Annotated in this window: 10 protein-coding genes and 1 pseudogene; 4 read left to right on the top strand and 7 right to left on the bottom strand. The window is 71.3% G+C overall.

Annotated features, from left to right (window positions below; translation table 11 throughout):
* Positions 1 to 170: 170 nt before the first annotated feature.
* Together ACZ53N_RS01415 and ACZ53N_RS01410 are read right to left on the bottom strand one after the other, a co-directional pair.
* The gene (locus ACZ53N_RS01415) at positions 171 to 842 is read right to left on the bottom strand and encodes a YdcF family protein (RefSeq protein WP_469138934.1); all 672 of its coding nucleotides are present in this window, start codon (positions 840 to 842) and stop codon (positions 171 to 173) included.
* A pseudogene (locus ACZ53N_RS01410) lies at positions 839 to 1,953 on the bottom strand (helix-turn-helix domain-containing protein). The gene ACZ53N_RS01415 and the pseudogene ACZ53N_RS01410 overlap by 4 nt, the downstream one beginning before the upstream one ends.
* Positions 1,954 to 2,148: 195 nt before the next feature.
* Here ACZ53N_RS01410 and ACZ53N_RS01405 point away from each other — a divergent pair.
* The 4 genes from ACZ53N_RS01405 to ACZ53N_RS01390 all read left to right on the top strand — a co-directional run bounded on the left by ACZ53N_RS01405 (position 2,149) and on the right by ACZ53N_RS01390 (position 4,402).
* On the top strand, positions 2,149 to 2,577 hold the full coding sequence (locus ACZ53N_RS01405; RefSeq protein ID WP_469138933.1) for a hypothetical protein: 429 nt from the start codon (positions 2,149 to 2,151) through the stop codon (positions 2,575 to 2,577).
* A 334-nt stretch (positions 2,578 to 2,911) separates the two neighbouring features.
* A complete protein-coding gene (locus tag ACZ53N_RS01400) occupies positions 2,912 to 3,412 on the top strand; it encodes an ATP-binding protein (RefSeq protein ID WP_469138932.1) in 501 nt (166 codons plus the stop codon).
* A gap of 307 nt (positions 3,413 to 3,719) precedes the next feature.
* Complete coding sequence (locus tag ACZ53N_RS01395; RefSeq protein ID WP_469138931.1) at positions 3,720 to 3,944, top strand: hypothetical protein; 225 nt, start codon at positions 3,720 to 3,722, stop codon at positions 3,942 to 3,944.
* Between the two features lie 11 nt (positions 3,945 to 3,955).
* Positions 3,956 to 4,402, top strand: coding sequence for a hypothetical protein (locus ACZ53N_RS01390; protein ID WP_469138930.1), 447 nt, complete (start codon positions 3,956 to 3,958; stop codon positions 4,400 to 4,402).
* Positions 4,403 to 4,430: 28 nt separating this feature from the next.
* On the opposite strand, the gene ACZ53N_RS01385 is transcribed toward ACZ53N_RS01390, so the two are convergent.
* The 5 genes from ACZ53N_RS01385 to pucD form a co-directional block, all read right to left on the bottom strand.
* Positions 4,431 to 5,228, bottom strand: coding sequence for an MgtC/SapB family protein (locus ACZ53N_RS01385; RefSeq protein WP_469138929.1), 798 nt, complete (start codon positions 5,226 to 5,228; stop codon positions 4,431 to 4,433).
* 731 nt (positions 5,229 to 5,959) lie between these two features.
* The gene (locus ACZ53N_RS01380; protein WP_469138928.1) at positions 5,960 to 7,777 is read right to left on the bottom strand and encodes a trypsin-like serine protease; all 1,818 of its coding nucleotides are present in this window, start codon (positions 7,775 to 7,777) and stop codon (positions 5,960 to 5,962) included.
* 200 nt (positions 7,778 to 7,977) lie between these two features.
* Positions 7,978 to 9,156 carry an XdhC family protein gene (locus ACZ53N_RS01375; protein ID WP_469138927.1) on the bottom strand — a complete coding sequence of 393 codons (1,179 nt, stop codon included), beginning with the start codon at positions 9,154 to 9,156 and terminating at the stop codon, positions 7,978 to 7,980.
* A 33-nt stretch (positions 9,157 to 9,189) separates the two neighbouring features.
* Positions 9,190 to 10,650 carry an NCS2 family permease gene (locus tag ACZ53N_RS01370; RefSeq protein ID WP_469138926.1) on the bottom strand — a complete coding sequence of 487 codons (1,461 nt, stop codon included), beginning with the start codon at positions 10,648 to 10,650 and terminating at the stop codon, positions 9,190 to 9,192.
* Positions 10,651 to 10,878: 228 nt separating this feature from the next.
* Positions 10,879 to 13,266 (bottom strand): xanthine dehydrogenase subunit D, encoded by a 2,388-nt coding sequence (gene pucD, locus ACZ53N_RS01365; protein WP_469138925.1) that lies wholly within the window; start codon positions 13,264 to 13,266, stop codon positions 10,879 to 10,881.
* Position 13,267: the final 1 nt, after the last annotated feature.

Below are 13,267 nucleotides of genomic sequence, written 5' to 3'. Positions count from 1 at the left end.
CCAGGGACCGCTGGAACGCTGGCCAGCAGGGGTCGGCCCCGTAGTGCTGTTGGAGCACGCGGGCGATCCGTTGCCGGGACCGGACCGGGTCGGCCATCACCGCTTGCCAGCGTGGCGAGGCGGGGGAAACGGTTGGGCTGGTGGATGGCGCACAGGCCGCCCGGCGTGGTTCAGGAGGTGAGCAGGCGGCTGTCGAAGCTGTCGTCAAGCAGGCATCGGTAGGCGGCATGTACGTCCTCCGGGACGTCCTGCTCGATGGCGAAGCCGAGCTTGGGGTACTCGATCACCCGTTGCAGGTCGCCGACGAGCTGGTCGACGACGAGCTTCTCGTCGCCGATGGTCTTCAGGTAGTCGTCGAACTCCAGTGGTGCCGAGGCGCAGATCACCTCGGCCTCGGGCCAGACCTTGCGGGCGGTGGCGAAGGCGCGTCGCTCCATGTAGGGCATGGAGACGAGCAGGACGGTCTGCACCGCGATTCCGGTCGCGGCCAGGACCTCGCGGGAGAAGGTGATGTTCTGGCCGGTGTTGCGCGCGTTCGGCTCCAGCAGCACCGCGTTGTCGGGCACGCCGAGGGCGAGAGCGTGCTCGCGGAAGTGCACAGCCTCTCCGCGAGGGAAGCGGCCGGGGTGGGTGGGGTTGGGGCCGCCGGAGAAGACGAGGGCCGGGAAGAGCCCGGCCCGGTACAGCTCGGCGCAGAAGGCGGGGACGCCCAGGTCGTGGCTGCCCAGACCAATGGCTGCGTCCGCCGGCCGGAGCTGGTGGCCCATCTGGTGGTAGTCCCAGATCAGCTTGGCCCGCTGGCGCTGGTCGTCGGTGATGTTTCGCTGGATGTCCGTCGTCACTGGCGTCCCTCTCCCTGCTCACCGCCGCGAGGGGCTGTTGGCCCCGCGGTCTTCCGGATGCTCTCGATGCTGGCGAGCTGGTGGCTCATGCCGTACTGAGCGGCCAGCTTCGCGGCCTGATCGAGGGCCGTCAGGCCATCATCCCGGGTGGCGGGGTCGGACAGCAGGATGTGTCCGTGTGCGGTGTCCAGACGCACCCGCTGCATCGGTGCGTCGGTGGCTCCGGTTCTGCGGGCGATGCTGATGAAGTGCAGGGCTTTGTTCAAATCGCCGGTCCCCCGGTGGGCGAGGGCGAGTTTTTGGTGGGCGACGGACCAGTCGTCGGGTTCGCCGAGGTCTTCGAAGTCGCGTGTCGCGGCGAGCATGACACGGGCCGCGTAGTCGTGTTCGCCTTCCTTGCTCAGTGCGGTCCCGACCCACAGGCGTGCCTCGCGCGGTCGCGGCGGGCGAGCCGGTCGTCGACGGCCAGGTGTGCGTAGTGACGGGCAGCGGCATCCAGACGGCCGGACATCTCCGCGACGACGGCCAGGGAGAGGTCGAGCTGGGCCGCACGGCGGGGAATGTCGAGCTGGGTGAAGATGGAGCGGGCGCCGGTATACGCGTGCTGGGCTGAGAGCGGCCCCACCACAGCCCCTTGGTCGCGCTTGAGATCGCCGAGGAGAGCGGTGGAACGGGCGAGGAGGTACAGGCCCTTGTCGTCCAGCTCGGGCGGCTGGAAGCGGTTCAGCCACCGGCCCAGCAGGTTGTCGGCGAAGGTGAAGTTCTGGCGGCTTAAGGCGGCAACGACCCGGTCGAGGTCATCGGTCCAGGATTCGTATTCCCAGGCTCTGGGGCCGGCTGAGGTGACACGGCGGGTGACCTCGGGCGGTCCGCCGGCCTCGGAGAGGAAGGTCTCGAACCGCAAGTGCACCGCTGCATCCGCGCGCGCGAGAGCGGTGTCCAAGATCGCCTGAGTGTCCGGGCGGGGCTCCGTCGCGGACAGATGCTTGTCCCAGTTGGAGACGGTCCGCACGGCGACGCCGAGGTGCTGGGCGAACGCACGAACGCTCATCCGAAGGGCAAGCCGCAGCGCTCTGGCCTCAAGGCCGGTCCAGTGGTGCACGGTCGCCACGCGTCGCTCCCTTCCGAGAGCCCATGCAAGCACGGCACACGCATGCGGGGGGACGGAAGTGCAACGCAAGTGCAACACCGCGTCATTTCGCTGCCGTCCGCCAGGGAGGACGATTCAACACGCAGGTCAGAGCCTTCTGTTCACCGGGCGGCCTGCCAATGTCGTCGCCCCCCTGGTCTTTGGACGGCCACCTCCATGGAACCTCTTACCGAGCACCGCCGTGTCAGCGGCCCGGTCGTCTACGGCTTCCTGCGGCTGGTCAACATCCCCGCGGCGCGCGAGGCAGCCCTGGAGCAGTCGCTGGCCGAGTACTGCCGCCAGCACGAGCTGATCTTGTCCGGGCTCTTCACCGAACGCGTCACCGAGGTCACCTCGGCGGCGTTCACCGGACTGATGGACACCCTGGAGGTGCCCGGCGTCTACGGAGTCGTGCTGCCCTCCGCCTCTCACCTGGGCCCCAAGGCCATAGCCCAAGTGAGGGGCAAACTCATCACGGAGACGGGCAGCCATCTCCTGATGGCCCGCAAGCGCACCCCAGGCCCGGCCCGCCGGAGGCCCCCCGGCTCCAGCGGCTGCCGACAGCGCGGACACGGTCCCGTACCGGCCCTGGAGACCGACTCATGAGCCCACGCACACTGGCGGGCGCGAAGCGGGAGCCAGGGCGGAAGAGCCCACCTGCTCGGACCATGCGCCTCATTTTCCGCGCGCACCCCCCGGGCCGGGGTACGGAGGGCGGTAGGGCGCCTCTTGGTTCCGCCTGCGGCTGGGGGCGACCAGTAGTTCTCCGGCATTTGCGTGGGCCACACTGGTTGGCTGGCCTGGCCGCGCGTCCCGAATTCGGCGAACCACGGGGCGATGTCGATGACCGGGGTGCCGTCGATGGCATCCAGGCCGGTCACGTGCAGGTCGAGGCCGTCAACCCCGGTTTCCTCTCCAGAAGCACGGGCGGGGGTGCGGCATGAGCGTCGCGACCGCCCCGCGTGCCTCCGCGCCCCAGGCGTCCCAGACGGTTCCCGCGCTGCGGAAACGCCCCCGGCTCCGGGCCGTCCACCTCCAGGCGATGGGCGTGCCCCGCCAGGAGGCGGCAATCAGCGAAGCCCGCCGCACCGTACGGCGGCTGCTGCTCCGGTGGGGAGTGGCTCCGGAGGAGGCGTTCGAGGCGGAGCTGTTCGCCGCCGAGCTGCTGACCAACGCATACCGTCACAGCCGGCCCGCCACCCGGGGGACGGAGATCGGGCTGTGTATCGCCGAGGGCGGCGGGGCGGTCCTGATCGAGGTCGAGGACCCCGGCGGACCAGGCAGGCCGACCGCCCGGCGACAGACCGACGATGCGGCCGAGCACGGCCGCGGACTCGACCTGGTGGAGAACCTGGGCCGCTGGGGCTATCGCACCCTGCCCGACGGCCACCTGTCCACCTGGGCCTACGTACGCCCCGCAGCGCACGGCCGCGCGCGGTGAGCGCCTACCGGGGCCCGGCCGGCGAAGCCCCGCTCATGCCCCCGGCACCCCCGCCGAGACGCGCCTTCGCCGGGGCTCCGGTAGGGCGGCAGCCGCCGGGGCGGCACGCCGGAAGGCGCTGCCCGTGGTGCCCACCGCATGGCCGGCCCGAGGCAGGCAACCCGCTTCCCGTGGGGGCTGTGCTTCTGCTGGTGGTCATCGTGCCCACGGGGTGGGTGGTGGCCCGCCGCCCCCAGGGCCCCGCAGCCCACCCGCCAGAGACCACCCCGCTGGTCCGGCTCCCATCACCCGTTCGAAAGGTAGGTCCATGAGCAGCCCTGTACGCGCCATTACCTCCTCCCCGGCCCGGCGCCGTTTACCTGTGCACCGGGCGGAGGGCGCGGTGGACGAGTTGGTCGTCTCTGTTCCGGCCAGCTGGCAGGTCACCGACGGCCGCCCCATCGCCGACGCCCGTCGGCACGGGGTGGACCATGCCCGGCTGGTCACCTACAACATCCGCACGGGCAGCATCGACTCCGACGGGGGCGAGTGACGGTGACCGACATGACCCAGTGGCTCAGTCAAGCCGCCACCGACCCCCGAACCGCCACAGCCCACTGGAAAGCCGCCCGGCCCACACCGCTCACCGTCGGCACCCGATGGGACCTCGCGCAGATCACGTTCGGCCTGGCATGCGCCGCCCTCACCCAACTCAGGGCGGACGGCCATCACATCGGCCCGTACCTCATGAGCGGCGCCGAGCGGACCGTGTGGTTTCCGCTCCCCCTCGGCACCGCCTACCGCCTCGCCGGGACGCGCGGTGTCACCGTGCAGCCCCCCGGCTGGGAACTCCTCGCGCCCTCCCCGGGCAGATACCTCGGCAACCGCTTGTGGATCATCCCTCACACCATCCACGCGCCGACGACCCTCACCTCCACGGACAACCTGTGCGACGCCCTCGGCACCGCGCGACGGCGCCTGGCCGGGAAGGCGACGCGGTTGCGCGTGTGACCACCCGCAGCCATCGGCCGCGCCCACCTCACCGCCCCGTGAAGAAGTCCCGCACCCGCCGGGCCCGGCGGCCGTTCTCATACGTGTCATCCGGCTCGTCCGCGTCGTCTGGGCCGTGCAGGACCGTCCAGCTCACCGCCGAGACCGTGGGTTCCAGGGAGAGGCGGCTGACCGCTTCCTCCAGGAGGCTGTCGTCGCGGCGCTCGGTGGTGAGCTCGGCGGCGACGGTGACCTTGCCGGCGGCCTCCGCGTCGACGCTGTGGACCGAGCGGAGGCGGAAGCCGGGGCGGGCCAGGGACTGGACGACGAGAGTGCGGACGTGGGCCTCCTCGGGTGCGGTGCAGACCACCTCGAAGTAGTAGTCGGTGGCCACTTCCGAGCCGGCGCGCGGCTTGCGGTCGAGGCCGCGGGCCAAGGGGCGCAGCAGGGTGTTGGCGCCGACGACGCCCGCCGTGCCGAGCCCCGCGACCACGTACAGGCCCGTTCCGGCGAGGGCGCCGACCGCGGCCGAACACCACAGCGTGGCCGCGGTGTTGAGACCGCGGACGCTCAGCCCGTCGCGCATGATGACGCCGGCGCCGAGGAAGCCGATACCGGAGACGATCTGTGCGGCGACCCGCGAGCCGTCGTAGCCCGTGGTGCTCGTCGCGGCGGCGAAGCCGTACTGGGAGAGCAGCACGAAGAGGGCTGAGCCGGCCGCGACCAGCGCGTTCGTACGCAGACCCGCCATCCTGGAGCGCCACTGGCGCTCCAGGCCGATGACCGCGCCGAATCCCAGTCCGGCCGCGATGTTGGCCGCGAGGTGCCACTCGTTGACGATGACCATGTTCCGCCCTCCTCTTCACTGTCCTATCGGCTGCTCACAGCCAGGTGCTGAACCGCCGGATGCACCACGTCTTCACCACTGCGTGAGCGCGCCGTACGTCAGTCCGCCCTCTCTCCCGCATACGGGCACGACGGCACGGCAAATTCGCGACATGACGCAGCCCGGCCGTGGCACGGAAAAGCGCGGGCGAACGCACAGCGGAATACGCGGAAGGATTTCCGGCACGGTGATGCGCAATTACCCCGGAGTGCTGGATAAAAGGAGAAAGCGACGCGCCGGAAAAGCCGGGGAGGGAGCTACCACGTGACAGCGCCCGCGGCCACGGCCGAAGGGCCATCGGTTCACCGAAGCCCGGGCGGCCGGGCCGGTCCGCACGGTCGGTGCTGAAGTCAGCGGGTCCGAAGTCAGCGGTTCGGGGACGCGAACGGCATTCTGTGGCGAGGACTTCCCTCGGGACTCCGACTGGTCATCCCGATCACCTCCTCGCTCGCACGGACACAGCGCAGGTGCCGCGGCGGATATCCACGCGAATTGCGGCCGGGGGCGGCACCTTCGTGACCCAGCTTGCCATACGTGACGGGTGTTCTGTCCATGGGGAGGCAATAGGAGGGCAAATTCCGGCTGAACGGCGGAGGGCTGCCGAGGGATAGGGACCGGGGAATGCGACGGGGCGGCACCGGCCGCCGCCGTGGCGGTGACCGATGCCGCCCCTGGGGCAGGAAGGACCGGGCTCAGGGAGTGAGCAGCGGGTTCCAGGTGCCGAGGGCCACGCCCGTGGTGTTGTCGTAGAGCGAGGACTCGCCGTCGGACCAGCGGACGACGAGGTCGTCCCGGCGGCCGCCGGTCGTGAAGTCACCGGCCACCATGACGGCGGGCTGCCAGGAGGCGTTGGGTGCCTGGAGGCGGGTGCCCGAGAGCGCGGAGCCGGAGAGGGCGAAGCTGCCCAGCGAGCCGTCGGCCCAGCGGACCATCAGGTTCGAGCGGTCCTGGCCCGCGGGCTGGGCGGTCGTGAGGGCGATGGAGTTCTTCCAGAACGAGTCCTTCGCCGCGAGGCGGCGCTCGGTGCCGAGACCGGAGGAGCTCACGCCCGCGTAGAGGCTGAGTCCGCCGTCGGCCCAGCGGACCACGAGGTCCGAGGCCTTGTCCGTGGAGTTGAACTTGCCCGCGGTGATCTGAGTGGCGTACTTCCAGGGCGAGGAGCCGGCCGCGGCGAGGGTGTACTCCTTGCCGAAGCCCGCCGGGTCGCCGTCCGCGAAGAGGCTGACCTTGCCGTTGCTCCAGCGCACCACCAGATCGGAGCGGTTCGAGCCGGTGAAGTCGCCGGCGGTGACGGCCTCGGCGCGGCTCCAGAAGCTGCCCGCCTTGGCGAGCGTCTTCTCCGAGCCGAAGCCCCCCTTGCCGTCGCCGGGGTAGAGGCTGACCTCGCCGTCGCTCCACAGCGTCAGCAGGTCGTCGCGCCCGTCGCCGGTGTAGTCGCCGGAGGCGAGGTGCTTGGCGTGCCGCCAGGTGGAGGCGGCACCGGGCAGCCGGTTGGCCGTGGACTGCGGCCGGTAGGCACCCCCGTCGCGGACGGGCGTACGGTCGGCGACCGCGTCCTGGTAGAGGTCCTGGACCTGGCGGTCGTAGACCGGGGAGTAGTTCACCCAGTCGTCGCCCTTGGTGTTGCCACCGCCGTTGTAGCCACCGAGGTTGCCGATGACATCGCCGGTACGGGACTTGGCGTCGTAGTTGGCGATCCACGGGCTGCCGGAGACGCCGCCGTAGTAGCCGCCGCACCGCATCTCGACCTGGCGGTAGCCCGCGAGCCGCTTGGTCGGCACGGTGCAGCTGATGGCCTGCTGGTCGGGGTTGTTCGAGACGGGGTAGCCGGTGACGGTGACCGTGCTGTTCCAGCGGGGCGTGGGGGTCAGCCGGAGGGAGCCGGTGAGATCCTGCACCCGTGCGCCCTTGGCGTTGGTGCCGACGCGGATGAGGCCGAAGTCGAGGTCGGAGTCGGCGCCGGTGCTGTTACGGCTGTAGCGCGGGTCGGTGAAGATGCGCTCCACCGGGAAGACGCCGAACGGCTGGTGGGCGGCGTCCTTCCCCTTGCGGTACTGCGGGACGAAGATGCTCTTGCCCCGCACCGTGCTCCCCAGGGCGCAGTGCCCCGCGGTCAGGACGAGGTTGCGGCCGGCGCTCTGGACGACGCTCGCGGTGCAGTAGGTGTTGCCGCTCGGGCCACCGGCGGCGAAGAACGTGCCGACCATGGGTATGCCGTCGCCGTACTTGCCCTGGGGGGTGCCGGAGGGTGCCGCGGCCGTGAGGCCGGGCGCGCCGAGCGCGGGGGCGGAGGACCGGGGGGCGCCCGCGATCTTGCCGGCGGACCCTGCCGCCTTGCGTCCGGTCTCGACGGGCTGGGCGGCGGCCAGCCGCTCGGCGGTCCAGTAGTTCTCGACGCTCGTGTCACGAGGGGCCGGAGCCGCGGTCGCGGTGGTCGCGATGGCGGTCGTTCCGCACGCGGCCATGCACAGGGCCACGGCGAGGGTCCGGGACCATCTGGAAGATGACAAAGTGACTCTCTGGGATAGAGGAACGAAAGGTGTGGGGCATGTTTTCACACGTCCCACACACACCGCTCCGCCGGTCCCGGAACCCTCAATTCCGATCCAGGAACCGGCCGGGGGCGCCTTTCGGCCACGTGTGATCCACGGGTGTGATCCACGCGAGATACACGCATGATCCGCCGTCAGTTCCGTTGCGCCCGCGGCGGTCAAGCCACCGACCCCAGCCGCTCCGGCCCGCTCCGCGTCTCGTGGTGGATGGGCGTGTGCGCGCCGGTGAGGGGCACGCCGGAACCGCCCCGGCGGCTCGCGACGATCTCGGCGGCGATGGACAGGGCCGTCTCCTCGGGAGTACGCGCCCCGAGGTCGAGCCCGATCGGCGAGCGCAGCCGGTCCAGCTCCCGCTCACTCATCCCCACCGCGCGCAGCCGGTCGAGCCGCTCCTCGTGGGTGCGCCGCGACCCCATCGCCCCGACGTAGGCGACGGGGAGCCGGAGCGCCCGCTCCAGCAGCGGTACGTCGAACTTCGCGTCGTGCGTCAGGACGCACAGGACGGTACGGGCGTCGAGCTCCTGCGCGTCGAGGTAGCGGTGCGGCCATTCGACGACGACCTCGTCCGCCGCCGGGAACCGCCCGGCCGTGGCGAAAACCGGTCGGGCGTCGCACACCGTGACGTGATATCCGAGGAATTTTCCGATTCCGGCCAGGGCGGCGGCGAAGTCGATGGCCCCGAAGACGATCATGCGGGGCGGCGGCACGCTGGACTCGACCAGCAGGACCACCGGTTCCCCGCAGCGCGAGCCGTCCGTGCCGATCTCGACGGTTCCGGTGCGGCCCGCGTCGAGCAGGGCGGCCGCCTCCTCGGCGGCGGTGCGGTCCAGGACCCGGTGATCGCCGAGGGTGCCGGTGCGGGTGCCGTCTGGCCGTACGAGCAGCGCCCGGCCGACCATCGCGGCCGGGCCCGCGACCACGCGCGCGAGAGCAGCCGTCTCACCACGGGCGGCGGCGGCCAACGCGACGCCGAGCGTACCGACGAGACTCTCTCCAGCACTCCCCCCTTCACCACACACGCCGGACGACCGGACCGGGGTGACGAGGATGTCGATGACACCACCGCAGGTCAGGCCCACGGCGAAGGCGTCCTCATCCGAATAGCCGAAGCTGCTGAGGACGCTCTCACCGCTCACCAGCGCCTCTTGGCACAGCTCGTAGACCGCGCCCTCCACGCACCCGCCGGAGACCGACCCGATCGCCTCGCCGTCGGCGTCGACGGCGAGGGCGGCGCCGGGCGGCCGGGGGGCGCTGCCGTGGGTGGCGACCACGGTGGCGACGGCGAAGTCGCGGCCCTGTTCGCACCACCGGTGCAGCTCCTCGGCGATGTCCAGCATGGCGGTCTCCTTACGGGGTGCGGGCCTCGGGCGTTATTTCACACCCAGCCAGTGCTCGATGGGGTGGAGGGCGAAGTAGGCGACGAAGACGGCGGTCAGTGCCCACATGAAGGCACCGGGCTCGCGCCACTTGCCCTGGGCTGCCTTGATGGCGGTGTAGGCGATGACTCCCGCCCCGACCCCGGCGGTGATGGAGTAGGTGAAGGGCATCAGCACCACAGTGAGGAAGACCGGGACCGCCACCGCCCGGTCGTTCCAGTCGATGTGTCGGGCGTTGCTCATCATCATCGCCCCGATGACCACCAGAGCGGCGGCAGCGACTTCACCGGGAACCACGCGCGTCACCGGTGTGAAGAACAGGCAGGCGGCGAAGAACAGGCCGGTCACCACGGACGACAGCCCGGTCCGGGCGCCCTCGCCGACCCCGGTGGCCGACTCGATGAAGACGGTCTGGCCCGACGCCCCGGAGACCCCGCCGATCGCGCCGCCCGCGCCGTCGACGAACAGCGCCCTGCTGAGACCCGGCATCCGGCCCCGGTCGTCGGCGAGCTTCGCCTCGGTGCCGACACCGATGATGGTGGCCATCGCGTCGAAGAAGCCGGCCAGCACCAGCGTGAAGACGACCATGGTGACGGTCACGGCGCCCGCCGAACCCCAGCCGCCGAACTCCACCCGCCCGAAGAGGGAGAAGTCCGGCATGGACACCGCGCTGCCCTTCAGCTCGGGCGGGCCGCTCCGCCAGGCCTTGGGGCCGAGGTCCACGGCGGCGTTGACGACGACCGCGAGGACCGTGCCGGAGACGATGCCGATGAGGATCGCGCCGGGCACCTCGCGGGCCTGCAGCATGAAGACGATCAGGAGCGTGACGCAGAAGATCAGCACGGGCCAGCCCGCGAGCTCTCCGGCCGGGCCGAGGGTGACCGGCCCGCCGCCCGTGGAAGCGTGCACGAAACCGGCTTTGACCAGGCCGATCAGGGCGATGAACATGCCGATGCCCATGGTGATGGCGTGCTTGAGCGCCAACGGGATGGCGTTCATGATCAGCTCACGCAGACCGGTGAGGACCAGGAGCACGATCACCACGCCGTACATCACACACATGCCCATCGCCTGCGGCCACGTCATGTGGGGCGCGACCTGGGTGGAGAGCACGCCGGACACACCGAGCCCGGCGGCCAGCGCGAGCGGCACCTTGCCCACGAAACCCATGAGCAGGGTGGACAGCGCCGCGGCGAAGGCGGTGGCGGTGATGAGGCCCGCGTGGCTCAGCGTGTGGTTCGCGGCGTCCGGGCCGGAGAGGATCAGCGGGTTGAGCAGCAGGATGTAACACATCGCCATGAAGGTCGTGATGCCGCCGCGTATCTCACGGGCGACGGTGGACCCCCGATGGCTGATGTGGAAGTACCGGTCGAGCCAGGACCGCCCGGCGGAGGGCCGCGAGCCCGCGCCCGCGTCCTCCGCCGTCGTCACCGGCTCCAGGGATGACTGGGTCATGAATGCCTACTCCCAAACTGCGGGGGTCTGGGGGTCGCCCCCCAGACGGTGCTGTAAAGGGGCACCCACGTGCGCGTGGGATTTGGGATGTGTCATGGCTGCACGACCCGGGGGACGGCCCGAGACGAACGGGGCACCGCGGCGGCTCCTGGGGGGCACGGGGCCGAGGCGGTGGTGGGACGAGTGCCGTACGCGCCACACCTCGATGCGCGGCGCGTACGGCGGGTCTCAGGTCCCGGTGAGGTGTTCCGGACGCACCGGGACCCGGTTCAACGCCAGGCCCGTCGCCGCGCGGATGGCGGAAACGACGGCCGGTGTCGAGGACAGGGTGGGCGCCTCGCCGACGCCGCGCAGCCCGTAGGGGGCGTGGTCGTCGGCCAGTTCGAGCATGTCGACCGGGATGGTCGGGGTGTCGAGGATGGTGGGGATCAGATAGTCGGTGAAGGAGGGGTTGCGTACCCTCCCGTCCTTCGAGACGACGATCTCCTCCATGACCGCGAGCCCGAGGCCCTGGGTGGTGCCGCCCTGGATCTGGCCGACGACGGACTGCGGGTTGAGCGCCTTGCCGACGTCCTGGGCGCAGGCCAGCTCGACGACCTTGACCAGGCCGAGCTCGGTGTCGACCTCGACGACCGCGCGGTGGGCGGCGAACGAGTACTGCACATGGCCGAAGCCCTGCCCGGTGACCAGGTCGAAGGGCTGGGTGGGGCGGTGGCGCCATTCGAGCTCGATGTCGACGGCCTCGTCCCCGAGGACGTCGGCGAGGTCGGCGAGGACCTCGCCGCCGTCGGTGACGACCTTGCCGCCCTCCAGGAGGAGTTCGGCGGAGGCCCACGCCGGGTGGTACGTACCGAACTTGGCCCTGCCCAGCTCCAGGGCGCGGGCCCGCACCGCCTCGCAGGCGTGTTTGACCGCGCCACCGGTGACGTACGTCTGGCGGGAGGCGGAGGTGGAGCCCGCCGAGCCGACGCGGGTGTCGGCCGGCTGGATGGTCACCTGGCTGACGCCCAGTTCGGTACGGGCGATCTGGGCGTGCACGGTGACGCCGCCCTGGCCGACCTCGGCCATCGCGGTGTGCACGACCGCGACGGGCACTCCGGCGACGACCTCCAGGCGGACCCGGGCGGTGGAGTAGTCGTCGAAGCCCTCCGAGAAGCCGACGTTCTTTATGCCGACGGCGTAGCCGACACCCCGCACGACGCCCTCGCCGTGCGTGGTGTTGGACAGCCCGCCGGGCAGGGCCCGTACATCGACGGATCCGGTCGGGGAACCCGCGCTGAGCCATTGCCGCTCGGGCGGCAGCGGCATCGCCTTGACCCGGCGCAGCAGTTCGGCGACCGGGGCCGGGGAGTCGACGATCTGGCCGGTGGGCATGACGGCCCCTTGCGCCATGGCGTTGCGGCGGCGGAACTCGACCGGGTCCAGGCCCAGTTCGGCGGCCAGCTTGTCCATCTGCGCCTCGTAGGCGAAGCACGCCTGGACCGCCCCGAAGCCGCGCATCGCCCCGCAGGGCGGGTTGTTGGTGTAGAGCGCCAGGGCCTCGATGTCGACGTTGTCCACGACGTACGGGCCGACGGAGAGCGAGGCGGCGTTGCCGACGACGGCCGGGGAGGAGGAGGCGTACGCGCCCCCGTCCAGCACGATGCGGCAGGTCATGTAGAGGAGCTTGCCGTCCTTGGTCGCCCCGTGCTCGTAGTGCAGCTTGGCGGGGTGGCGGTGGACGTGGCCGAAGAAGGACTCGAAGCGGTTGTAGACGATCTTGACGGGTTTGCCGGTGCGCAGCGCGAGCAGGCAGGCGTGGGCCTGCATGGACAGGTCCTCGCGGCCGCCGAAGGCGCCACCGACCCCGGAGAGCGTCATGCGCACCTTGTCCTCGGGCAGGCCGAGGACGGGGGCGAGTTGGCGGAGGTCGGCGTGCAGCCACTGGGTGGCGATGTAGAGGTCGACGCCGCCGTCCTCGGCAGGCACGGCGAGCCCGGACTCGGGGCCGAGGAACGCCTGGTCCTGCATGCCCACCTCGTAGTCGCCGGAGACGACGACGTCCGCGCGGGCCTTCGCGGCGGCGACGTCGCCGCGGACGATGGGCTGCCGGTGGACGATGTTGGGGTGCGGGACGTGACCGGCGTGGTCGTCGTGGCGGCCGGGGTGGAGCAGTGGGGCGCCGGGGCCGGTGGCGCTCTCCTCGTCGAAGACGACGGGGAGTTCGGCGTACTCGACCTTGATCTTGGCGGCGGCGCGGCGGGCGGTCTCGGGGTGGTCGGCGGCGACGAGGGCGACGGGCTCCCCGTGGTAGCGGACGACGCCGTCGGCGAGGACGGGGGTGTCCTTGATCTCCAGGCCGTAGCGGGTCCCGGCGGGCAGGTCGGCGTGGGTCATGACGGTCTCGACACCGGCGGTGGCCAGCGCTTCGGCGATGTCGACGGAGACGATCCGGGCGTGGGCGTGCGGGCTGCGGAGGGTGAAACCCCAGAGCATGTCCTCGTGCCACAGGTCGGAGGCGTAGGCGAACTCGCCGGTCACCTTGAGGGTGCCGTCGGGGCGGAGGGTGGATTCGCCGATGCCGCCTTTGGTGCGGCTGCCCTGGGTGAGGCTGGTGGGGGTGCGGGTGACGGACATC

It is taken from the genome of Streptomyces sp. NPDC033229 (assembly GCF_055576875.1).
The sequence above is the reverse complement of the archived record's forward strand: the minus strand, read 5'-3'. Positions and strand labels throughout refer to the sequence as shown.

Bases quoted from the DNA above. Each gene is read 5' to 3' on its own strand.
- ACZ53N_RS01390 (WP_469138930.1), top strand. From the start codon at position 3,956: ATGACCCAGTGGCTCAGTCAAGCCGCCACCGACCCCCGAACCGCCACA.
- pucD (WP_469138925.1), bottom strand. From the start codon at position 13,266: ATGTCCGTCACCCGCACCCCCACCAGCCTCACCCAGGGCAGCCGCACC.
- ACZ53N_RS01405 (WP_469138933.1), top strand. From the start codon at position 2,149: ATGGAACCTCTTACCGAGCACCGCCGTGTCAGCGGCCCGGTCGTCTAC.
- ACZ53N_RS01385 (WP_469138929.1), bottom strand. From the start codon at position 5,228: ATGGTCATCGTCAACGAGTGGCACCTCGCGGCCAACATCGCGGCCGGA.
- ACZ53N_RS01400 (WP_469138932.1), top strand. From the start codon at position 2,912: ATGAGCGTCGCGACCGCCCCGCGTGCCTCCGCGCCCCAGGCGTCCCAG.
- ACZ53N_RS01395 (WP_469138931.1), top strand. From the start codon at position 3,720: ATGAGCAGCCCTGTACGCGCCATTACCTCCTCCCCGGCCCGGCGCCGT.
- ACZ53N_RS01375 (WP_469138927.1), bottom strand. From the start codon at position 9,156: ATGCTGGACATCGCCGAGGAGCTGCACCGGTGGTGCGAACAGGGCCGC.
- ACZ53N_RS01370 (WP_469138926.1), bottom strand. From the start codon at position 10,650: ATGACCCAGTCATCCCTGGAGCCGGTGACGACGGCGGAGGACGCGGGC.